This is a genomic window from Pseudomonas sp. N040 (assembly GCF_015637705.1).
Taxonomy (GTDB): domain Bacteria; phylum Pseudomonadota; class Gammaproteobacteria; order Pseudomonadales; family Pseudomonadaceae; genus Aquipseudomonas.
Genome location: NZ_JADOBE010000003.1, coordinates 139,943 through 161,378, shown reverse-complemented (window position 1 = coordinate 161,378; position 21,436 = coordinate 139,943). Strand labels below are relative to the sequence as shown.

The window sequence follows — 21,436 nt, the reverse complement described above, 5'->3', positions numbered from 1 at the left end:
GCGGGCATCAGGCAGCATCTGGCCCGACACCCGCAGAGTAGTTGCCACAACCGGTCAGTGTCCGTCGCGCAGCTCGCGGCGGAGGATCTTGCCGACCGGAGTCATCGGCAACGACTCGCGCAAGACGATGTGCCGGGGCACCTTGTAGCCGGTGAACTGCTCACGGCAGAACGCCTTGAGTTCCTCGATGGTCAGCTCCGGATCACGCGGCACCACGAACAGCTTGACCGCCTCCCCGGACTTCTCGTCCGGCACCCCGATGACCGCGCAGCTGGCCACCTTCGGATGGGTCATCAGCACGTCCTCGATCTCGTTCGGGTAGACGTTGAAGCCGGAGACGATGATCAGGTCCTTCTTGCGGTCGACGATGCGCACGAAGCCGTCCGCATCGATGACCGCCACGTCGCCGGTCTTCAGCCAGCCCTCGGCATCCAGGACTTCGGCGGTGGCCTCCGGGCGCTGCCAGTAACCCTTCATCACCTGCGGGCCCTTGACGCACAGTTCGCCGCGCTCGCCCAGCGGCAGCTCGACACCGTTGTCGTCGATCACCTTGAGTGCGGTGCCCGGCATCGGCAGGCCGACGGTACCCAGGCGGGCCGCCGCACCATAGGGATTGGCCGAGACCACCGGCGAGGTTTCGGTCAGCCCGTAGCCTTCGACGATCGTGCAGCCGGTGAGCTGCTGCCAGCGCTCGGCAGTGGCCTTGACCAGCGCGGTGCCGCCCGAGTTGGTGATCTTCAGCCGGGAGAAATCCAGGTTCTTGAATTCGGGATTGTCCATCAGCGCGACAAACAGCGTGTTCAACCCCAACAGGCCGGTGAAGCGCCACTTCTTCAGCTCCTCGATGAAGCCCGGAATATCCCGCGGATTGCTGATCAGCACATTGTGGTTGCCACTGACCATCATGCACATGCAGTTCGCCGTGAAGGCATAGATGTGGTAGAGCGGCAGCGGCGCAATCATGATTTCCTGCCCCTCCTTGATCAGCGGCTGGCCATCGGCGCCGATCTGTGACATGCAGGCCAGCACCTGCTGCATGTTGGCCACCAGGTTGCCGTGGGTCAGCATCGCGCCCTTGGCCACCCCGGTGGTGCCACCGGTGTACTGCAGCACGGCAACGTCATCAAGGCTCTGGCGAATCATCTTCAGCGAATGCCAGCGGCCCTTTTTCAGCACCTGGCTGAAGGGCACCGCCTTCGGCAGGTGGTAGCTGGGCACCAGCTTCTTCAGGTATTTGACCGCCGCATTGAGCAGCCAGCCTTTCAGCGGCGAGCGCTGCAGGTCACCCATGCGCGCCTCGATCAGGTACTCGATGCCGGTATCGGGCAGCACTTCCTCGACCAGCTTGCCGAACAGGTTGACGTACACCAGCGCCCGCGCGCCGGAATCGTTGAACTGGTGGCGCATTTCCCGCGCGGTATACAGCGGGTTGGTGTTGACCACGATCAGCCCGGCGCGCAGCGCGCCAAACACGGCGATCGGGTATTGCAGCAGGTTGGGCATCTGGATGGCGATGCGGTCACCCGGCTTGAGGTCGGTATTGCTCTGCAGCCAGGCGCCAAAGGCGGCGGACAGGCGATCCAGCTCGCTGTAGGTCAGGGTGACCCCCAGGTTGCTGAAGGCCGGACGGTCGGCGAATTTCTTGCAGGAACGCTCGAATACTTCAACCACCGAGTGAAAGGCATTCTGCTCGATAGTGGCGGAAACCCCGGCCGGGCGTTTGTCATTCCAGAACTCAGCTTGCATTTCTTATTATCCTCATCGACAGGCTGGCCCGCGCGCGCGCGCGCGCGGGAGTGCAGGGAACTTAACAGCTCTGTGACTGGGCGCAAATAGTCGCTGGCACCTTATCAACACAATGAATAGCCGCGCCTTGCGCGGCCGCCCTGGGCGCCCCGCAACCGCGCTGCGGGCAAGTCAATCCCTGCCGGCCCGGGCAGCACAGCGAACAAACCCGTCAACCCGCTTTGCCAGCAGCCGCCAGCCGTGCAAAATGCACTTTCGTCCCGGGCACAAGGACCCGCCATGCACCACGCAACCTTCTGGCTCAGCGCCACTGACAGCACCCCGCTGCATGTCCACCAGTGGTCTGGCACACAGCCACCCAGGGCGATCGTGATGCTGGCCCACGGCCTGGCCGAACATGGCGCACGCTATGCCCGCCTGGGCGAGGCCCTGACGGCCCACGGCTTCGACCTGTTCGCGCTGGACCAGCGCGGCCATGGGCGCAGCGCTGAACAGGGGCTGCTCGGACATTACGCCGATGCCGCTGGCTGGGAGAAAGTGGTCGGTGACCTGGCCAGTCTCAACCACCACATTCGCCAGCAGCATCCCGGCCTGCCGATCTTTCTCCTCGGCCACAGCATGGGCAGCTACATCAGCCTGGCCTACCTGATGCAGCACAGCTGCAGCCTGCAGGGCGCCATCCTGTCCGGCTCGAACTTCCAGCCGGCCAGCCTCTACCGCAGCGCCGGGTTGCTCGCCCGCCTCGAGCGCTGGCGGCTCGGCGCCACCGGGCGCAGCAAGCTGCTCAACTACCTGTCGTTTGGCTCCTTCAACAAAGCCTTCCAGCCGGCTCGCAGCGGGTTCGACTGGCTGTCCCGCGATCCGGTCGAAGTCGATCGTTATGTCAGCGATCCGCTGTGCGGCTTTGTCGCCACCACACAACTGTGGATCGACCTGCTCGGCGGCCTGCAAGGCATCAGCAGCGTCAAGCAGCTGTCGCAGATAGATCCCGGACTGCCGGTACTGCTGATCGGTGGCGATTGCGACCCGGTGAGTGCCGGCCGGCGCCTGAACGATCTCGCCGGCGCCCTGCGCGTGGCCGGGTTGAAGGATGTGCAACTGAAAATCTACCCGGGCGCGCGCCACGAGCTGCTCAATGAAAGCAACCGCGACGAAGTCACTGCCGACCTGATCCACTGGCTCGAGCAGGCGCTCGCCCACAGCCGTTTCTGCCAACCCGCCCCCAAGGAGAACCCATGACCCAGGTTACCAACATCCCCTATGACGACCTGCAGGTCGGCCAGCAGGCTTCGTTCAGCTGCACCGTCGAAGAACGCGACATCCAGCTGTTTGCCGCGGTGTCCCGCGACCACAACCCGGTGCACCTGGATGCCGAGTTTGCCGCGCAGAGCATGTTCAAGGAACGCATTGCCCACGGCATGTTCAGCGGTGCGCTGATCAGCGCCGCGATAGCCTGCGAACTGCCCGGACCGGGAAGCATCTACCTCGGCCAGCAGATGCGCTTCACCCGTCCGGTCAAGCTGGGCGACACCCTCACCGTACAACTGGAAGTGCTCGAGAAACTGCCCAAGGGCCGCGTACGCATCGCCACCCGGGTGTTCAACCAGAACCAGGAACTGGTGGTGGATGGCGAAGCCGAGGTGCTCGCACCGCGCACCCAGCAAACCCTGCAACTGCCGGAACTGCCGCCCATCACCATCGGCTGAGCGGCGCAGCGGCGGGGCTGCCTGCAGCACCCCGCCGCCCTTCCTCCACGCCCCCGGCTGGCAGCCACTGGCAGCCGGGACCTGCCAGCCACTCGTGCCAATCCCGCGCCTGTCCGCCCGGGCAGGTTGGCATAGGCCTGCGCGCCCGCCATGACCGGCAGCAGCGAGTGCTTGCAGATTAATTAAATACGCATATAAATATACGCATGTGACAACCTCAGGTGATCGCTGTGAACCAGCCGCGCGCTCCCGGTCGCCCCACTGGCGACGCCCAGCTACAACGCCAGCGCCTGCTCGACGCCGCGCTCGCCAGCTTTGCCCGCCACGGCATTGCTGCCAGCAGCCTGCGCAGCATCGCCGACCAGGCCGGGGTGACCCCGGCCCTGGTCAACTACTACTTCGGCAACAAGCAGCGGCTGGTGGAAACCGTGTTCGAAGAACGCCTTGCGCCGCTGCTGGCCAACGTCGCCAACGCGCTGCACGGCAGCGAAGACGATCCGCGGCAACTGGTTCGCCGACTGGTCTGCGCGCTCAATGCAACCCTCAGCCAGCATCCCTGGCTGCCGCCGTTGTGGGTGCGCGAAGTCCTCTGCGAAGGTGGCGCACTGCGCGAACTCTGGGCCACCCGCATCGGGCCGATGATTCCGGCCCGGCTGGCCGCATATTTCGCGGCCGCCCAGGCCCGGCAGGCCCTGAACGCCGAGCTGAACCCGCGCCTGCTGGTGGTCTCGCTGTTCGGCCTGGTCATGCTGCCGCATGCCGCCGCCTCGCTGCTGCACGGCATTTTCCCCGACCTCGACAACCGCGCCGCGGCGTTGAGCGAACACACCCTGGCGTTGCTCGAGCGCGGAATGGAGACAAGCCATGCTGATTGAACGGACAGGCACCCCCGCCACCCTGCTCCTGCTCGCGTTGCTGGGCGGTTGCGGGGCGGGCGAACCGCCGCCGCTGCTCGGCACCCTCGAATGGGACCGCATCGGCATCCCCGCCGAAGCCTCGGAAACCGTACTGAACTGGCAGGTGGCCGAGGGCGCGCAGGTCGAGGCCGGCCAGCTGCTGCTGCAGCTCGATCCGCGCCGGCTCGACGCGCTGGTCGCCCAGGCCGCGGCCGAGGTGCAGCAGGCCGGCGCCCGGCTCGACGAACTCAGCCACGGCGCGCGGCGCGAAACCATCGAGGCGGCGCAGGCCGCACTGGAGCGCAACAGCGCCGCCGCCATCGCCGCCAGCCGGGACTTCCAGCGCATCGAGGCGCTCTACCAGCGCCAGCAGGTGGCGCTCGCCGAACTGGATCGCGCCCGCGCCAGCCGCGACCAGAGCGTGGCGGCCGTACAGAACAGCGCAGCCCAATTGCGCGAACTGACCAACGGCACCCGCCCGGAACAGCTGGCCCAGGCCGCGGCGAGCCTGCAAGCGGCAAACAGCCGGCTGACCCAGCTGCAGCTGAACCGCGCGCACCTGGATGTCCGTGCCCCACGCGCCGGCCGGGTGGATGCCCTGCCGTTCCGGCCGGGCGACCAGCCGCCGTTGCACGCCGAAGTGGTCAGCCTGCTGGTCGGTGCGGCGCCCTATGCGCGCCTGTTCGTGCCGGCCTCGCAGCGCAACCGCCTGGCCATCGGCGACACCCTCCGGGTAACGGTCGAGGGTGTCGCGCAGCCGTTCACCGGCAAGCTGCGCAGCATCGCCAGCGAGGCCAGCTTCACCCCCTACTACGCCCTCACCGGCGCCGACGCCAGCCGCCTGGTATACCGCGCCGAACTCGTACTGGAAGGTGCCGAGGCCGCCAAGCTGCCCGCCGGCCTGCCGCTGCAAGCCGTGCTGGCGCAGCCATGAACGACGGCCAGCCGGTGATCCGTGCGCGCGGGTTGAGCAAGCGCTTCGGCGCGTTGAGCGCGGTGGACAGCCTCGACCTGACGGTCAACCGCGCCGAGGTGTTCGGCTTTCTCGGTCCCAACGGCAGCGGCAAGTCGACCACCATCCGCATGCTCTGCGGCCTGCTGCGACCCAGCGCCGGCGCGATCGAGGTGCTCGGTTGCCAGATCCCGCGCGACGCCGAGGCGCTGAAGCGACGCATCGGCTACATGACCCAGAAATTCTCGCTCTACGAGGACCTGAGCGTCGGCGAGAACCTCGAATTCCTCGCCGCCATCCAGGGCTTGCGTGGCCAGCAGGCGCGCCTGCGGATCAGCGAACTGCTCGAGCGCTACTGGCTGGCCGACCGTCGCCAGCAGATGGCCGGGACCCTCAGCGGCGGGCAGAAACAGCGTCTGGCGCTGGCCGGGGCAGTATTGCACAAGCCCGACCTGCTGCTGCTCGACGAACCGACCAGCGCGGTCGACCCGCAATCGCGCCGGGAGTTCTGGGACTCGCTGTTCGAGCTGGCCGAGTCCGGCACCACCCTGCTGGTGTCCACCCACTACATGGACGAAGCCGAGCGCTGCACGCGCCTGGGCATTCTCGATAATGGCCGGCTGGTGGCCGACGGCAGCCCGGCCGAGCTGATGCGCGCCCTGCCCGGTCACCCGCTGCTGGTCGAATGTGCCCAGCCGCGGCAGGCACAGCGGGCGCTGCAGGACTTGCCGGGGATCATCGCCACGGCGCAGATCGGCACGGCACTGCGCGTGCTCAGCGGCGCGCCGGAGGCCATCACCCAGGTCCGCCAGCAGCTGGCCGCCAGCGGCATCGCGGCCCAGGTCGTGGCCACCGCGCCGAACCTGGAAGACGTGTTCGTCAGCGTCACCCGCAAGCCGGTGGCCGACCCGCAGGTGCCGGCATGAGCCTGCAACGCCTGGGCGCCATCGTGGTCAAGGAACTGCGCCAGCTGCGCCGCGACCGCCTGACCTTCGCCATGATCGTCGGCATTCCGGTTATGCAGCTGGTACTGTTCGGCTTCGCCATCAACATGGACGTGCGCGGGCTGGAGGCCGCGGTACTTGACCAGGCCAACACGGCGCACTCGCGCGAAGTGGTCGCGCAGCTCGGCTCCAGCCAGGTGCTCGACTTCCAGTACCGGCTGAGCAGCCCGCAGCAGATCAACGCCCTGCTGCGCGAGGGACGGATCAGCGCCGCGCTGGTCATCCCCGCCGATTTCGAGACGCGCCTGCAACGCCGCGGCCCGGCGCCGCTGCAACTGATGGTCGACGGTTCGGATCAGGTGGTGCAGGCCGCCGCCCGCCAGCTGGCCAGCTTTCCCCTGCCCGGCTGGAGCCAGCCCGCCGGCATGACCCTGGTGAACTTCTACAACCCGGAGCGCCGCGCCCCGCTGAACACCGTGCCCGGCCTGATCGGCGTGATCCTGACCATGACCATGGTGCTGTTCACCGCCATCGCACTGGTCCGCGAACGCGAACGCGGCAACATGGAAATGCTCATCACCACCCCGGTTTCACCGTGGGAACTGACGATCGGCAAGGTGCTGCCGTTCATCGGCATCGGCCTGGTCCAGGTAACGGTGATCCTGCTGGTCGGCCGCCTGCTGTTCGAGGTGCCGGTGCGCGGTGCGCTGGCCGACCTGTACGCCGCCGCGCTGCTGTTCATCATCGCCAGCCTGACTCTCGGCATCTTCGTCTCGACCATGGCACAGAGCCAGTTCCAGGCCATGCAGCTGGCGTTCTTCACCTTCCTGCCGCAAATCCTGTTGTCCGGCTTCATGTTCCCCTTCGCCGGCATGCCCAAGGGCGTGCAGTGGTTCGCCGAAATACTGCCGCTGACCCACTTCGTGCGGCTGGCCCGCGGCATCATGCTGCGCGGCGCCAGCCTGCGCGAGCTGTGGCTGGAGATGGCGGTATTGCTGCTGTTCACCGTGGTGATGATGAGCATTGCCGTGGCACGCGTGCACAAGCGGCTGGACTGAAGCCGGCAACGTCCCTGCCTGCCGGAGCCCGGGGCCTGGCTTCCGCGCGGGTTCAGCGCGGCGGCTTGACCAACCTGCCGATGAACCGTGGGGTAAAGCACAACCCCAGGGCCAGCGGGTAACTCAGGCAGTGCAGCAGGAACAGCAACTGACCCATCGAGCCGGGCTCATCCTTGAGCAGCATCAGTCCGAACAGGGCGGCATACAGGAACAGCATGATGGCCGTGTAGAACAGCAACAGCCTGATCCGCTCAGCAGGCTCGGGGACCCGCCGATAGCGCCAGGCAAACAGCAGGCTCACGCCGATCGCCACCAGGCCGGCCGCCAGCAGGGTCGCGGTCACCCCTGGCACGCGCAGCAACCCGCGCAGCAGCAGGTTGAGCACAAAGGCTGCCGCGCTGGCGGCCAGGGCCCAATGCAGCATTGCCGGCGGTCTGGCTGGCGCAGCCATCAGTCCAGCCGCTGGCTGAGGCCGAAGCGCTTCATCAAGCCCTTCTCCAGCAGCCCCTGCGGCAGCAGCCGCGCCAGCAGCGGCAGGCTGTGGCTGCCGTTGCCCAGGCGCAGCAGGCGCCGGCGCGGATGGCGCTGCACGACGCGCAGCAGCTCCGCGGCAAATTCGGCCGCCGGGGTGGGCTTGTCCTGCGAGGCATTGGCGCGCGCGCGGATGCCCTCGCGCAGCGGCCACCAGGGCGAGCGTTCGCTGATCAGCTGTTCCGCCTGCTGGCTGGCATTGGCCCCAAAGTTGGAAGCAATCGCGCCTGGCTGGACTTCCATCAGGCCAATGCCGAAGGGTGCGAGCTCCATGCGCAGCGCAACGGAGAGCGCATGCACGGCCGCTTTCGACGCACAATAGGCGCCGGCAAACGGGGTAATCATCACCCCGGAGACGCTGCCGATATTCACCACCAGGCCTTTACTGGCGCGCAGCAGCGGAAAGCAGGCGCGGCTCAGCTCGACGAGGGCAAAGACATTGGTTTCGAACTGCTGGCGCATGGCGGCGGCGCCGCCATCCAGCAGCGGCCCCATGCCGCCGTAGCCGGCATTGTTGATCAGCACGTCCAGGCGCCCGGCTTCGCTGGCCAGGCGCTGCAGGGCCTGGGTGATTGCCTGCGCATCATTCACATCCAGTGCCACCGCATGGAATCCGGCAGCACTCAGCTGCTCCAGGTCGGCGGCCTTGCGCGCGCCGGCCCAGACCTGATACCCGGCGGCCCGGAAGGTTTCGGCCAGGGCCCGGCCAATGCCGCTGGAACAGCCACTGATAAGAACCACGGGTGCGGACATGGGAACTCCTGGGTTGAGGGTTTCAGTCTTGGCCGGGATGGTCGCGCAGGAATACCAGCTTGTCGACGCCCGATTGCTCCGCGCAATAGCGGTAGCCCTGCTCGGCAAACTGCTGCAGGGCCAGCGGATCACGGATCTGCTGCTTGATCACGTAGCGCGCCATCAGGCCGCGGGCCTTCTTGGCGTAGAAGCTGATGATCTTGTACTGGCCGTTTTTAAGGTCCTTGAACTCGGTGTCGATGATCCTGGCCTGCAGCGCCTTGCGCTTGATTGCGCTGAAGTATTCGTTCGAGGCCAGGTTGAGCAGGATCTGGTCGCCCTGCGCCAGCAGCGCGTCGTTGAGCCAGCCGCTGATCCGCTCGCCCCAGAATTCATAGAGGTTGTTGCCGCGCGGGTTGGCCAGCCGGGTGCCCATTTCCAGGCGGTAGGGCTGCATCAGGTCGAGCGGGCGCAGCACGCCATAGAGGCCGGAGAGCATGCGCAAGTGTTGCTGGGCAAAATCGAAATCGCGCTCGCTGAAGTCCTCGACCTGCAGCCCGGTATACACGTCGCCCTTGAAGGCCAGCAGGGCCTGGCGGGCATTTTCCGGGGTAAACGGCATTTGCCAGCTGCTGTAGCGGACAGCGTTGAGCCCTGCCAGCTGGTCGGACAGGCTCATCAGTTCGGCAATTTGCGCAGGCGTCAATGTGCGCAATTGCTTGATCAGCAGCTGCGCCTGGTCCAGATGCTCGGGTTGGGTAAAACGGCGGGTGACGGGCGTTGAGGTGAAATCCAGCGTCTTCGCCGGGGATATGACCATCAGCATGTGGGGGGGCTCCTTGGTGTCGCGCGATGCTAACCCGGCAGCGGCGCATGGCTTGCCTGGCACGGGCCGGCCGGGTGACTGTCTGCGGGCTGAAGAGGTGCGCTGGCGCGGCGGCCAAATTGGCGAAAGCCGGCAATTTTCTGCGGGGTGGACTTGCGACTCTAACGGCAGCGGAGAGGCACGCCAAGCACTATTTGCCGATTGAAAAAATATACTGTCTGGCGATGAAAAGCGCTTTTTCCCGTAGCCAAGAATGCGGTATTAACAATACAGACCGCCGCAACCTGCCCCCACAGGTGGCGTCTTCACCTCGCACTTGCGGCTGGTCGGTCTCAATCCGGCGGAGCGCCGCAGCGGCATTCCGTCACCGCCATCAGCAAGAGGTGACCGAGCATGGATCAACACGGACGCGCAAAAGCCGAGAAGCCTATCCTCTACGTCCTTGATACCAATGTTCTGATTCATGATCCCAACGCGCTGCTGAACTTCGAAGAACACCACGTCGCCATTCCGATGACCGTGCTCGAGGAGCTCGACAAGCTCAAGGCCGGCAAGCATTCGGTGGCTGCCGAATGCCGCCAGGCGATCCGCCTGATCGACCAGGTACTCGGCGACGCCACGCCGGAGCAGGTCGAGCTGGGGGTGCCGATCCAGCGGGGCAAGAGCGGGCCGCGCGGCAGCCTGTCGATCCTCATGAGCAAGCGCGCCGAGCCCATCGTGCTGCTGCCGGAGAACCTCAACGACAACAAGATCATCAACCAGCTGGTGGAGCTGCGCAGCCGGCATACCGGTACCAGCGTGGTGCTGGTGAGCAAGGACATCAACATGCGCCTGAAGGCGCGCGCCTGCGGCCTGGCCGCGGAGGACTACCACACCGACCAGCTGGTCGATGATGTGGCCCTGCTGTCACGCGGCTACCACACGCTGGATGGCTCGTTCTGGGACCGCGTGAGCAAGGTCGAGACCCGCCAGGGGCATGGCAAGACCTGGCATACCGTGCAGATGCAGGAAAAGCTGCCGGCGCACATCAACGAGTTCATCGTCGATGCCCAGGGTTTCGTCGGCTGGATCAAGGAGGTCAACGGCACCGAGCTGCTGATCCTCGACATGCATCACGAGCAGCTGCTGCATCAGGAAGCCTGGGGCCTGCGCCCGCGCGATGTCTATCAGTCGCTGGCGCTGTATGCGCTGCTCGACCCGGACATCCACCTGGTCAACCTGTCCGGTGCCGCCGGTTCGGGCAAGACCATCCTGGCGCTGGCCGCGGCCATCGAACAGACTATGGTCAGCAAGCGCTACCGGCGCATCATCGCCACCCGCAGCGTGCAGGGGCTGGACCAGGAGATCGGCTTCCTGCCCGGCACCGAGGCGGAGAAGATGGAACCCTGGCTGGGCGCCATCACCGACAACCTCGAGGCGCTGCACATGGATGACGAGAGCACCCACGGTAGCGTCGACTACATCCTGCAGAAGGTGCCGCTGCAGTTCAAATCGCTGAACTACATCCGCGGGCGCAGCTTCCAGCAGAGCCTGATCCTGATCGACGAGTGCCAGAACCTCACCCCGCACCAGATGAAGACCATCATTACCCGTGCCGGCAACGGCTCCAAGGTGGTCTGTCTGGGCAACCTGGCGCAGATCGACACGCCCTACCTGTCGGCCACCAGCTCCGGCCTGACCTACCTCACCGAGCGCTTCAAGGATTTCCCGCACGGTGTGCATGTGTCGTTGCAGGGCGTGCCGCGTTCGATATTGGCCGAGTACGCCGAAGCCAACCTGTAAGGGCCACGCCGGGCGGCTGGCGCAAGGCCGTCCGCCCGGCCAGGCTTGATCAGGGTCACGTCAACTGCGGGTTGGCGGGTTACACTGGCCCACAGGCAACTGTGGAGTTTTACCTGTGCTGACCCATCTTGATAATCAAGGCCATGCCCACATGGTCGACGTCACCGCCAAGCAGGTGACCTTCCGCGAGGCGGTGGCCGAGGCGCTGGTGCGCATGCGCCCGGAAACCCTGGCACTGATCGTCGCCGGCGGCCATCCCAAGGGCGACGTGTTCGCCGTGGCGCGGATCGCCGGCATCCAGGCGGCGAAGAAGACCCACGAACTGATCCCGCTGTGCCATCCGCTGCTGCTCACCGGGATCAAGGTCGAGTTGCAGGCCGAGGGTGCCGACACTGTGCACATCGTCGCGCGCTGCAAGCTGGCCGGCCAGACCGGTGTGGAGATGGAAGCCCTGACCGCCGCCAGCGTCGCTGCGCTGACCCTCTACGACATGTGCAAAGCGGTGGACCGCGGCATGTGCATCGAGCGTATTTGCCTGCTGGAAAAGCTCGGCGGCAAGAGCGGGCATTACCAGCGAGGTGCTGAAGACGAGGAGTCTGCTCAATGATCCAGCTGCAGTATTTCGCCCGCTACCGGGAAGCGCTGGGCCTGGACAGCGAAGCGCTGCCGTGGAGCCCTGCGCTGGCCAGCCTGGATGACCTGCGCCGGCTGCTGCTGGCCCGCGGCGGCGTCTGGAACGTGCTCGACGAGCAGAACCTGATGTGCGCGCGCAACCAGGAACTGTGCAGCCTCGCCACTGAATTGCAGGACGGCGACGAAGTGGCGTTCTTCCCGACCGTGACAGGCGGCTAGACATGGCCATTCGCGTGCAACTCGCCGCCTTCGACCCGGGCACCGAACTGAATGCCCTGCATGCGGCCAACCTGGGCATCGGCGCGGTGGTCGGCTTTGTCGGCTATGTGCGCGATTTCAACGCCGGGCAGGCGGTGCACGGCATGTTCCTCGAGCACTATCCGGGCATGACCGAAAAGGCCCTGGCGAAGATCGAGGCCGAAGCCCGCCAGCGCTGGCCACTGCTGAATGTGGAGATCCTGCACCGGGTCGGCAACCTGCAGCCAGGCGAGCCGATCGTCTTCGTCGGCACCTGCAGCAGCCATCGCCAGGCGGCCTTCGAGGCCTGTGATTTCATCATGGATTACCTGAAGACCCGCGCGCCGTTCTGGAAGAAGGAAACCGGAAGCGCCGATGCCGGCTGGGTCGAAGGTCGCGCCAGCGACCAGCAGGCGGCCCGGCGCTGGGAGCGCTGAGTCGCGCACGGCGAGCGGCGGCGCGGGCCAGGGACTCAGAAGAAATGTGGCGGAAGCAGCCGGCGCTGGAAGGCGTCACGCTCGAGTTGCTCGCGAAAGTCCGGATGGGCAATCGAGATCAGTGCCCTGGCGCGTTCCGGCACCGACTTGCCCTTCAGGTTGACCAGGCCGTACTCGGTGGCCACGTACATCATGTCGGTGCGCGGGGTGGTGACTATGTTGCCGGGAGTCAGGCTCGGCACAATCCGGCTGCGTCGCGTGCCGTGCTTGTCGTAGGTCGAACTCATGCAGATAAACGATTTGCCACCGGCCGAGGCGTAGGCGCCGCGGACGAACTGCAGCTGCCCGCCGGTCCCGCTGATATGCCGATGGCCGTCCGATTCGGAGGCGGCCTGGCCCTGCAGGTCGATCTGTGTGGTGTTGTTGATCGCCACCACCCCGGGATTCTGCATGATGATGTGCGGCATGTTGGTGTAGTCAACCGGACGGAACTGAAAGTCCGGGTTATGGTCGATCGCCTCGTACAGCTGGCGCGAGCCCAGGGCGAAGGTGCAGACGATCTTGCCCCGATCGAGCTGCTTGTGCGCGCCGCTGATGCGCCCGGCCCGGTAGAGATCGACAATGCCGTCGGTGAGCATCTCGGTGTGCACGCCAAGCTCCCTGACCCCGCTTTCCAGCAGCAGGCTGCAGACGGCGTTCGGCATGCCGCCAATGCCGATCTGCAGGCAGGCACCATCCTCGACTTCTGCGGCGATCAGCCGGGCGACGGCAAGGTCCTGTTCCGTGACAGGCGGGTTGAGCAGCTCCGTCGCCGGCTGGTTATCGCCCGGGATGATGTAGTCCACCTCGCTGAGGTGCAGGCCATTCTGCTCGCCCAGGACATAGGGCAGGCCGCTCGACTCCTCGACAATCACCAGGCGTGCCCGTTCGGTCACCGCGTGGATCCATCCAGGCATTGGTGGCGCTGAAGTTGAAGAAGCCGTTGGCGTCCTGCGGGCAGGTCTTCAGGATGACGATGTCCGGCGGCTCGATGAAGCGCCGGTAGTAGTCGGGAATCTCGCCCAGATTGACCGGCAGGTAGTGGGCGATGCCGGCGTCATGCTTCTGTCGGTCGTAGCCGGAGAAATGCAGGTTGATCCAGACGAAGTGCTCGCCGTGCGGATCCGCCTCGAGAACCGCGCGTGGACGGACGGTCAGACAGGCGCGAATCTTCACGCCGCTTAACTGATCCTTGCGCCGGGCCAGCGCCCGGTCGAAAGCATCCGGCTGGCAGAGTGCTCCGCCGTAGTCGAGCCACATCCCGGAACTGACCAGTTCCGCTGCCTGAGCGGCGCTGATCCGACGCGCCGCAGCTGCGGCAATTCTGCTGGGTGCCATAAGCCAAACCTCCCCTCGGCAGGTCGACTGCTTGACTGACTGCGCATGTCTGCACTGCCAAGGCAGTCTAGGCGAGCGCTCGTGGCTCAACCAGGCAGCCCGCAACGTCGGCAAAGCCAGGCCTCGCAAGAGCCCGCCGGCAGCAGCCGCTTGCCGATCTGGCAGCACCGGCACAGCCAACCCGCGCCCAAACAAAAAGCCCCGCACGAGGCGGGGCTTTTGACTTGCGGGGCCGGTTGGCTTACATCATGCCGCCCATGCCACCCATGCCGCCCATGTCCGGCATGCCACCAGCAGCTGGCTTGTCGTCCGGAATCTCGGCAATCATGGCTTCGGTGGTGATCATCAGGCTGGCGACGGAAACCGCGGCCTGCAGAGCAGAGCGAGTCACCTTGGCCGGGTCGAGGATACCCATTTCGATCATGTCGCCGTATTCGCCGGTCGCCGCGTTGTAGCCGAAGTTGCCGGTACCCTGCTTGACCTTGTCGACCACCACGCTCGGCTCGTCACCGGAGTTGGCGACGATCTGGCGCAGCGGGGACTCGACGGCGCGACGCAGCAGCGCAATACCGACGTCCTGATCGGCGTTGTCGCCCTTCAGCTCGGAGATGGCCTGCAGCGCACGCACCAGGGCCACGCCACCGCCAGGTACCACGCCTTCTTCGACGGCAGCACGGGTGGCGTGCAGAGCGTCTTCAACGCGGGCTTTCTTCTCTTTCATTTCGACTTCGGAACCGGCGCCGACCTTGATCACCGCAACACCGCCGGCCAGCTTGGCCAGACGCTCTTGCAGTTTTTCCTTGTCGTAGTCGGAGGAAGTGTCTTCAACCTGCTTGCGGATCTGCGCCACGCGGGACTCGATGTCCGCCTGCTGGCCAGCGCCGTCGATCAGGGTGGTGTTTTCCTTGCTCAGGATCACGCGCTTGGCGTTACCCAGATGCTCCAGGGTGGCACCTTCCAGGCTCAGGCCGATTTCTTCGGAGATCACGGTACCGCCGGTCAGGACCGCGATGTCCTGCAGCATGGCCTTGCGCCGGTCACCAAAGCCCGGTGCCTTGACGGCAGCGACCTTGACGATGCCGCGCATGTTGTTCACCACCAGGGTCGCCAGGGCTTCGCCCTCGACGTCTTCGGCGACGATCAGCAGCGGACGGCCGGACTTGGCCACGGCTTCCAGCACCGGCAGCAGTTCACGGATGTTGGAGATCTTCTTGTCGACCAGCAGGATCAGCGGGCCGTCGAGTTCGGCGACCATGGTGTCCGGCTTGTTGATGAAGTACGGCGACAGGTAGCCGCGGTCGAACTGCATGCCTTCGACGACGGACAGTTCGTTTTCCAGGCCCGAGCCTTCTTCAACGGTGATCACGCCTTCCTTGCCGACTTTTTCCATGGCTTCGGCAATGATGTCGCCGATGGAGTTGTCGGAGTTGGCGGAGATGGTGCCGACTTGGGCGATCGCCTTGGTGTCCGCGCACGGCTTGGACTGGGCTTTCAGCTGGGCAACGATGGCGATGGTCGCCTTGTCGATGCCGCGCTTGAGGTCCATCGGGTTCATGCCGGCAGCGACGGCTTTCAGGCCTTCGTTGACGATGGCCTGAGCCAGCACGGTGGCGGTGGTGGTGCCGTCACCGGCGTCATCGTTGGCCCGCGAAGCGACGTCCTTGACCAGCTGGGCGCCCATGTTCTCGAAGCGGTCCTTCAGCTCGATTTCCTTGGCAACGGACACGCCGTCCTTGGTGATGGTCGGAGCGCCGTAGCTCTTCTCGATGATCACGTTGCGGCCTTTCGGGCCGAGGGTGGCTTTTACTGCGTCAGCCAGTACGTTTACGCCAGCGAGCATTTTCTTGCGGGCGGAATCGCCAAATTTAACTTCTTTTGCAGCCATGATCGGTATTCCTCAATTCGTTTCGTGGAACAGAATTCGTAGCGACGATGCTTGAAAATCAGCCTTCAACAACAGCCAGGATTTCGTTTTCGCTCATTACCAGCAGGTCTTCGCCATCAACCTTGACGGTGTTGCTGCCGGAGTACGGGCCGAACACCACCTTGTCACCCACTTTGACTGCCAGAGCACGGACTTCACCGTTATCCAGCACGCGGCCGGTGCCTACAGCGACGATTTCGCCACGGTTCGGCTTTTCGGCAGCCGAGCCTGGCAGCACGATGCCGCCAGCAGTCTTGGTTTCTTCTTCACTGCGACGGATAACGACGCGGTCATGCAGAGGACGAAGCTTCATTGTCGATCTCTCCCAACTGTGGATTGTTTTTTGCCAGTGTGGCACTGGCGGTTTGCTTTGGTCCGGCTGCGCCGGGTGCAGCGTGCCAGGCACACTGCGAAAGTCTGTCTGCCAGAGGGCAGGCACCTTGCGGTGATCAGTAGTTGGTGCCGTGCAGGAATGTTTTCAAGGGGGCTTGCCGATTTTTTTACTGATCGCGACGTTCGAACTCGCCTTCGATCACGTTCGGCCGGGTTGTCCCGCTGCGCGCCGCCAGATCATCGGCAAAGGCGCGCTGGCGCATGGCCTGCGCGTTCATCCGCGCCAGCACACGCCGCACGATCAGGTGGCGGGTGAACGGCAGCAGGCACAGCAGGCCGACGGCATCACTGATGAAGCCCGGCAGCAGCAGCAGACCACCGCCCAGCGCAATCAGCATGCCTTCGAGCATCTCCTGCTCGGGCATTTCGCCGCGCGCCAGCTTTTCCCGGGCGCGCAGAGCCGTCGCCAACCCGGCCACGCGCAGCAGCAGGCTGCCGAGAATGGCCGAACCCACAATCAGCAACAGGGTTGGCAATACACCGATCATTCCGCCGACCTTGATCAGCACGGCCAGCTCGACAAATGGAAAGACCAGGAACAGCAGGAAAAAAACGGGCATTGGCAGGGTCCTTGGTGGATGAAGCTCATCCGGTTAATGGCAGATGAAGGCGCGCGCGGGACAATTCAAGCCGGCGGCGTGCCGTTGGTCGCCGGCGAGGCTGGCCAGGCCGGCGCATGCGCCAGCTCGACCAGCGCCTGGCGCACGCTGCCGGGCGTGCTGCAGGGGGCCGCAAACGCCAGCCAGTACAGGGCCCGGCCAATGCGCAGGTGCAAGCCCTCGCTGTCGATGCCGACCAGCTCGGCCGGGGTGTGCGCCGGCAAACCGGCCAGCTGCACATAATGCGCGATAGCCGCGGCGTGATCGCGATTCATGTGTTCGAGCATCGACAGTTCCGCCTGCGGGCTGAATGGATTGGCCAGCAACAGCTGATCCAGCCAGTGAATCGCGCCAAAACCGCCGATATAGCGGGCGCGCACCGGTTGCAGGTACCAGAAATCGAAGTCATGCACCCGGTGATAATCCCGCGACTCGGGAAAGTAGCGGTAGTAGCGCTCCGCCGCGGCCCCGATCGCGGCGTCATCGCAGAGTTGCCGCGCCTCGGCCAGCAGGGTCAGGCGCCCCGCCGCCTGCACATCGTCAGCGGCGCGCTCGCCGACCAGCAACGAGCATTTCGGCTCGTGCAACAGGTTGCGGGTATGCTGGGCAATGCGACTGATCAGCAGCAGGGGACGGCCCTCGGCATCCAGGCAATAGGGTACGAGCGAGCCAAACGGGAAGCCGGGCATGGCCCTGGAATGCGTTGAAAGTACGCCGCGGTATTCCTTGAGAAGCAATTCTCGGGCATGCTTTGCGGCCTTCGAGCTCACCTTGTGACTCCTTGAGCATTAATAGTCATGAAAATCGGACTTGCCAGCGCCTCTCCGGCACCGGCAAGCACACAGCAATCCATACCTTCAGGGGATAAGCAAATGCAACTGACCGATAAAGTCATCATCATCACCGGCGGTTGCCAGGGTCTGGGCCGTGCCATGGGCGAATACCTCGCGGCCAAGGGTGCCAAGCTGGCCCTGGTCGACCTCAACCAGGAGAAGCTCGACGAAGCCGTGGCTGCCTGCAAGGCCGCCGGTGGTGAGGCCCGCGCCTACCTGTGCAACGTCGCCAACGAAGAGCAGGTCACCCACATGGTGGCCCAGGTCGCCGCCGACTTCGGCGCGATCAACGGCCTGGTCAACAACGCCGGGATCCTCCGCGACGGCCTGACCATCAAGGTCAAGGACGGCGAAATGACCAAGATGTCGCTGGCCCAGTGGCAGGCGGTGATCGACGTCAACCTGACCGGCGTATTCCTCTGCACCCGCGAAGTGGCGGCGAAGATGATCGAGCTGAACAACCAGGGCGCTATCGTCAACATTTCCTCGATCTCCCGCGCCGGCAACATGGGCCAGGCCAACTACTCCGCGGCCAAGGCCGGGGTGGCGGCCGACACCGTGGTCTGGGCCAAGGAACTGGCGCGCTACGGCATCCGTGTGGCTGGCGTGGCACCCGGTTTCATCGCGACCGACATGACCGCCGGCATGAAGCCCGAAGCACTGGAGAAGATGACGTCCGGCATTCCGTTGCGGCGCCTGGGCTTACCGCTGGAGATAGCCCACTCGGTGGCCTACATCATGGAAAACGACTACTACACCGGTCGCATCCTGGAACTCGACGGCGGCCTGCGCCTGTAACCCTGCGCAGCGTCCTGCCAGGGCTCCGTCGCCAGCGCGCCGGGGCCCTGTGCTTTGCGGGGCTACCAGCCGACACCGATACCAATGGTGTACTCGCGGGCAGACGAGGTTTCGCCCAGCCCGCGCACCTGATCCAGTTCGTACAGCAAGCTCAAGCGCGCCCAGTCATTCAACCGATAACGCAAACCCGCTTCGCTTTCCAGCACATAATCCACGCTGTCGATATGCGGCATGGCGGCCTCGCCGGTGCTGAAGAACTCCAGCCGACTGCCCCACAACAGGCGTTTGTAGTCCCACTCCAGCGCTGACGCATCAAAGCTGGCGTCACCGTCACTGGTCTGCAAGTCGTAGTGGTCGAACTGGCCAATCAACTCGAAGTGGCCCAGGGCGTTATCCCAGAACCGATAGCCCGGACCCACACCGTAAGCCGTCTGGCGCTCGACATACTCGAACTGATCGCGGATCACGCCATAGCTGCCGCGGACAAACCACTTGTCACTGACAAAGTAATCCTGGTCGTAGTCGAACTCCCACTCATCCTTGATGTTGTTATCGTTCTTGGTCTCATGCCGCTGAGAGCCGTCCAGCGAGTAGCGCCAGCGGTCATGCTTCAGGCGGGTATCCAGCTTGAGCCGCCAGTCATCGACCCTATCCTCGTTGCGCTCGATATTCAGCTTGCCATCCAGATTGCCTTCCCAGACCAGATCCTCGATAAACGGCCGCGGCGGTACGATCTGGGTAATGCTGGCCAGCGGCAGGGTCTTGCTCTCGTGGTTTTCCAGACGCACCATGCCCTGACCGGCGGCCGCCAGGCTCTTGCTCTGTTCAGTGTCGAAACCCGACTGCTTGACCAGCAACGGCTGAGCGGAGCGCAGCGTGGAAACATCCGACCAGCTGATCAGCACACGCCCGGCATACTTGGTCTGCAGGACCAGCTTGCCGCCCTCCAGCAGCACAATCGTGCCGCTCAAGCGGTCGCCATTGTTCAGCCAGACGGTGTCCGCCCAGGCCGGGAAAACCACACAACACAACAGCAGCCACAGGTTTTGCCAGCGCATGAACCATTCAACTCCAAAAGGACGCGCAGAGAATGCACGGCCGGACTCGACCGAGGCAAGCGCGCAGCAGCGGCGCGAAGTGCTCTACCTGTGCCTCGCCAGCATCCCCGCCGGCCAGGTCCTCAGCTACGGGCAACTGGCCGCCATGGCCGGCGCCCCGGGGGCCGCACGCTGGGCGGCGCGCATCCTGGCACAACTGCCGGAGGGCACAGCACTGCCCTGGCACCGGGTGATCACTGCCTCCGGCCGCCCCGGGCTGAGCCCCGACTGCGCGTCGGGACTGGAGCAGCGCCAGCGCCTGCGCAGCGAAGGGATCCTGCTGACCAATGACCGGGTGGACATGCGTCGGCATGGCTGGCGCGGCAGGCCGGCCAGCGTGTAAAGTGCGCGCTTTGTTCCAGAGTCGAAACACGATGTCCAGTCGCCCTTGGCGCGACGCTTTTGCCGCCTACGCCAGCCCCGCCTCTATCGCACTACTGTTGCTCGGCTTTGCCGCCGGCCTGCCGTACATGCTGGTGTTTTCCACCCTGTCGGTGTGGCTGCGCGAGGCCGGCGTATCGCTGCAAACCATCGCCTATGCCAGCCTGATCGGCCTGGTGTATGCCTTCAAATGGGTCTGGTCCCCCCTGCTCGACCAATGGCGCCTGCCGCTGCTCGGTCGCCTCGGACGGCGGCGTTCGTGGCTGATCCTTTCGCAGTCCTTGGTGGCGATCGGCCTGATCGGCATGGCCATGAGCGATCCGCAACTGCATCTCTCCTGGCTGATCGCCCTTGCCGTACTGGTGGCCTTCGGCTCGGCCACCCAGGACATCGCCGTGGATGCCTATCGCCTGGAAATCGCCGAGGACAGCCGCCAGGCTGCCCTGGCCGCCAGCTACATGGCCGGCTACCGGGTTGCCGCGCTGCTGGCCACGGCGGGCGCGCTGTATTTTGCCGGCTGGTTTGGTTCCACCGAGACGCTTTACCACTACGCCGCCTGGTCGGGTACCTACCTGCTGTTTGCCAGCCTCATGCTGCCGGCCATCATCGTCAGCCTGTGGCTGCGCGAACCCAACGTGCCGGCACAGATCGAACAGGCCGCCAGGGGCTTCACCCTGACCCACCAGATGGCTTCGGTACTGGTGCTGATCATCCTGCTGGTGTCGTTTCCGGCCATGTTTACCCAGCTGTTCCGCAGCAACTGGTACAGCCTGTTCAACGAAGACAGCGGCCTGCTGTATCTGGTTCAGCATGACCGGCCGTTCCTGCGCGCCATCCTCTATACGATCCTGACGGCGTTGTGCCTGTCGGCCATCGGCCGGCGCAGCCTGGCCCCGGTGCTCACGCCGATCAGCGATTTCATCCAGCGCTACCACTGGCAGGCATTGCTGATGCTGGGCTTGATCGCCACCTACCGGATGTCCGATACGGTAATGGGCGTGATGGCCAACGTCTTCTACATCGACAATGGCTTCAGCAAGGAACAGATCGCCAGCATCAGCAAGCTGTTCGGCCTGGTCATGACCCTGGTCGGTGCGGCTTCGGGCGGACTGCTGATCATGCGCCTGGGCATCATGCCGATACTGTTCATCGGCGGGGTGGCCTCGGCGGCCACCAACCTGCTGTTTGCCGTGCTCTCGGGCATGGGCGCCAACCTCGAAATGCTGGTGGTGACCATTTCCTGCGACAACTTCAGCTCGGGCCTGGCGACCACCGCCTTCATCGCCTACCTGTCGAGCCTGACCAACCTGAAATTCTCGGCGACCCAGTACGCCCTGCTCAGCTCGATCATGCTGCTGCTGCCACGCCTGTTCGGCGGCTACTCGGGCACCGTGGTGGAAAAGGTCGGTTATGAGCAGTTCTTCGTACTGACCGCACTGCTCGGCATCCCGACCCTGTTCCTGATTCTCTGGCAGTGGCGGCGCGGCGAGCAGGTACCCGCCAGAGAGGTCGCCGAGAACGCGGAAACCTTCTCCGGCCAGGTCTAGCGCCGGC

General features: G+C 65.0%; 24 protein-coding genes. 13 read left to right on the top strand and 11 right to left on the bottom strand.

Translation table 11 applies throughout. The annotated features are described in order from the left end of the window. Nucleotides 1-54 precede the first annotated feature (54 nt). Nucleotides 55-1,746: a long-chain-fatty-acid--CoA ligase FadD2 gene (fadD2, locus tag ISX93_RS06155; RefSeq protein WP_195777835.1), complete on the bottom strand. Its 1,692-nt coding sequence runs from the start codon at nucleotides 1,744-1,746 to the stop codon at nucleotides 55-57. A 279-nt stretch (nucleotides 1,747-2,025) separates the two neighbouring features. Between fadD2 and ISX93_RS06150 the strand changes: the two genes are divergently transcribed. The 6 genes from ISX93_RS06150 (at nucleotide 2,026) to ISX93_RS06125 (ending at nucleotide 7,302) form a co-directional block, all read left to right on the top strand. After that, the gene (locus tag ISX93_RS06150; RefSeq protein WP_195777834.1) at nucleotides 2,026-2,985 is read left to right on the top strand and encodes an alpha/beta hydrolase; all 960 of its coding nucleotides are present in this window, start codon (nucleotides 2,026-2,028) and stop codon (nucleotides 2,983-2,985) included. Beyond that, nucleotides 2,982-3,452, top strand: coding sequence for a MaoC family dehydratase (locus tag ISX93_RS06145; RefSeq protein ID WP_195777833.1), 471 nt, complete (start codon nucleotides 2,982-2,984; stop codon nucleotides 3,450-3,452). Before ISX93_RS06150 ends, ISX93_RS06145 begins: the two co-directional genes overlap by 4 nt. Before the next feature lie 230 nt (nucleotides 3,453-3,682). Further along, nucleotides 3,683-4,327 (top strand): TetR/AcrR family transcriptional regulator, encoded by a 645-nt coding sequence (locus ISX93_RS06140; protein ID WP_195777832.1) that lies wholly within the window; start codon nucleotides 3,683-3,685, stop codon nucleotides 4,325-4,327. Further along, on the top strand, nucleotides 4,317-5,282 hold the full coding sequence (locus ISX93_RS06135) for an HlyD family secretion protein (RefSeq protein ID WP_195777831.1): 966 nt from the start codon (nucleotides 4,317-4,319) through the stop codon (nucleotides 5,280-5,282). Before ISX93_RS06140 ends, ISX93_RS06135 begins: the two co-directional genes overlap by 11 nt. Continuing rightward, nucleotides 5,279-6,226 carry an ABC transporter ATP-binding protein gene (locus ISX93_RS06130; RefSeq protein WP_195777830.1) on the top strand — a complete coding sequence of 316 codons (948 nt, stop codon included), beginning with the start codon at nucleotides 5,279-5,281 and terminating at the stop codon, nucleotides 6,224-6,226. Before ISX93_RS06135 ends, ISX93_RS06130 begins: the two co-directional genes overlap by 4 nt. Continuing rightward, entirely contained in the window at nucleotides 6,223-7,302 is a 1,080-nt protein-coding gene (locus ISX93_RS06125; RefSeq protein ID WP_195777829.1) for an ABC transporter permease, read from the top strand. Before ISX93_RS06130 ends, ISX93_RS06125 begins: the two co-directional genes overlap by 4 nt. A 52-nt stretch (nucleotides 7,303-7,354) precedes the next feature. Here ISX93_RS06125 and ISX93_RS06120 read toward each other — a convergent pair whose 3' ends face one another. Genes ISX93_RS06120 through yaaA form a run of 3 tightly spaced genes read right to left on the bottom strand, consistent with a single transcriptional unit; the run spans nucleotide 7,355 to nucleotide 9,391 of the window. Next, the gene (locus ISX93_RS06120) at nucleotides 7,355-7,726 is read right to left on the bottom strand and encodes a hypothetical protein (protein WP_229732078.1); all 372 of its coding nucleotides are present in this window, start codon (nucleotides 7,724-7,726) and stop codon (nucleotides 7,355-7,357) included. A gap of 26 nt (nucleotides 7,727-7,752) precedes the next feature. Beyond that, nucleotides 7,753-8,586, bottom strand: a complete 834-nt coding sequence (locus ISX93_RS06115; protein ID WP_195777827.1) for an SDR family oxidoreductase — start codon at nucleotides 8,584-8,586, stop codon at nucleotides 7,753-7,755. A gap of 22 nt (nucleotides 8,587-8,608) precedes the next feature. After that, complete coding sequence (gene yaaA, locus ISX93_RS06110) at nucleotides 8,609-9,391, bottom strand: peroxide stress protein YaaA (protein WP_195777826.1); 783 nt, start codon at nucleotides 9,389-9,391, stop codon at nucleotides 8,609-8,611. 393 nt (nucleotides 9,392-9,784) lie between these two features. Here yaaA and ISX93_RS06105 point away from each other — a divergent pair, with 393 nt between their 5' ends. The 4 genes from ISX93_RS06105 to moaE all read left to right on the top strand — a co-directional run bounded on the left by ISX93_RS06105 (nucleotide 9,785) and on the right by moaE (nucleotide 12,480). Then, nucleotides 9,785-11,173 carry a PhoH family protein gene (locus ISX93_RS06105; protein WP_195777825.1) on the top strand — a complete coding sequence of 463 codons (1,389 nt, stop codon included), beginning with the start codon at nucleotides 9,785-9,787 and terminating at the stop codon, nucleotides 11,171-11,173. Between the two features lie 115 nt (nucleotides 11,174-11,288). Then, nucleotides 11,289-11,780, top strand: coding sequence for a cyclic pyranopterin monophosphate synthase MoaC (gene moaC / locus ISX93_RS06100; RefSeq protein WP_195777824.1), 492 nt, complete (start codon nucleotides 11,289-11,291; stop codon nucleotides 11,778-11,780). After that, a complete protein-coding gene (locus ISX93_RS06095) occupies nucleotides 11,777-12,025 on the top strand; it encodes a MoaD/ThiS family protein (RefSeq protein WP_195777823.1) in 249 nt (82 codons plus the stop codon). Before moaC ends, ISX93_RS06095 begins: the two co-directional genes overlap by 4 nt. A gap of 2 nt (nucleotides 12,026-12,027) precedes the next feature. Next, a complete protein-coding gene (gene moaE / locus ISX93_RS06090) occupies nucleotides 12,028-12,480 on the top strand; it encodes a molybdopterin synthase catalytic subunit MoaE (RefSeq protein WP_195777822.1) in 453 nt (150 codons plus the stop codon). 35 nt (nucleotides 12,481-12,515) lie between these two features. On the opposite strand, the gene ISX93_RS17110 is transcribed toward moaE, so the two are convergent. From ISX93_RS17110 to ISX93_RS06065, 6 genes are all read right to left on the bottom strand, one after another. After that, nucleotides 12,516-13,415 (bottom strand): acetyl-CoA hydrolase/transferase family protein, encoded by a 900-nt coding sequence (locus ISX93_RS17110; RefSeq protein ID WP_219840996.1) that lies wholly within the window; start codon nucleotides 13,413-13,415, stop codon nucleotides 12,516-12,518. Continuing rightward, the gene (locus tag ISX93_RS17105) at nucleotides 13,300-13,857 is read right to left on the bottom strand and encodes a hypothetical protein (RefSeq protein ID WP_219840995.1); all 558 of its coding nucleotides are present in this window, start codon (nucleotides 13,855-13,857) and stop codon (nucleotides 13,300-13,302) included. The genes ISX93_RS17110 and ISX93_RS17105 overlap by 116 nt, the downstream gene beginning before the upstream one ends. 241 nt (nucleotides 13,858-14,098) lie before the next feature. Further along, nucleotides 14,099-15,742, bottom strand: coding sequence for a chaperonin GroEL (groL, locus tag ISX93_RS06080; protein WP_195777821.1), 1,644 nt, complete (start codon nucleotides 15,740-15,742; stop codon nucleotides 14,099-14,101). Nucleotides 15,743-15,800: 58 nt separating this feature from the next. Beyond that, nucleotides 15,801-16,094, bottom strand: coding sequence for a co-chaperone GroES (locus ISX93_RS06075; protein ID WP_003304675.1), 294 nt, complete (start codon nucleotides 16,092-16,094; stop codon nucleotides 15,801-15,803). A gap of 187 nt (nucleotides 16,095-16,281) precedes the next feature. After that, nucleotides 16,282-16,734, bottom strand: a complete 453-nt coding sequence (locus tag ISX93_RS06070) for an FxsA family protein (protein ID WP_195777820.1) — start codon at nucleotides 16,732-16,734, stop codon at nucleotides 16,282-16,284. 65 nt (nucleotides 16,735-16,799) lie between these two features. After that, a complete protein-coding gene (locus ISX93_RS06065; protein WP_195777819.1) occupies nucleotides 16,800-17,543 on the bottom strand; it encodes a HugZ family pyridoxamine 5'-phosphate oxidase in 744 nt (247 codons plus the stop codon). Between the two features lie 102 nt (nucleotides 17,544-17,645). On the opposite strand from ISX93_RS06065, the gene ISX93_RS06060 reads away from it, so the two are divergent. Further along, nucleotides 17,646-18,404, top strand: coding sequence for an SDR family oxidoreductase (locus tag ISX93_RS06060; RefSeq protein WP_195777818.1), 759 nt, complete (start codon nucleotides 17,646-17,648; stop codon nucleotides 18,402-18,404). A gap of 62 nt (nucleotides 18,405-18,466) precedes the next feature. On the opposite strand, the gene ISX93_RS06055 is transcribed toward ISX93_RS06060, so the two are convergent. Further along, complete coding sequence (locus ISX93_RS06055) at nucleotides 18,467-19,462, bottom strand: DUF481 domain-containing protein (protein ID WP_195777817.1); 996 nt, start codon at nucleotides 19,460-19,462, stop codon at nucleotides 18,467-18,469. Here ISX93_RS06055 and ISX93_RS06050 point away from each other — a divergent pair. Then, nucleotides 19,461-19,844, top strand: coding sequence for an MGMT family protein (locus tag ISX93_RS06050; protein ID WP_195777816.1), 384 nt, complete (start codon nucleotides 19,461-19,463; stop codon nucleotides 19,842-19,844). The two genes, ISX93_RS06055 and ISX93_RS06050, sit on opposite strands and share 2 nt — an antisense overlap. 31 nt (nucleotides 19,845-19,875) lie before the next feature. Next, nucleotides 19,876-21,429 (top strand): AmpG family muropeptide MFS transporter, encoded by a 1,554-nt coding sequence (locus ISX93_RS06045; protein ID WP_195777815.1) that lies wholly within the window; start codon nucleotides 19,876-19,878, stop codon nucleotides 21,427-21,429. Nucleotides 21,430-21,436: the final 7 nt, after the last annotated feature.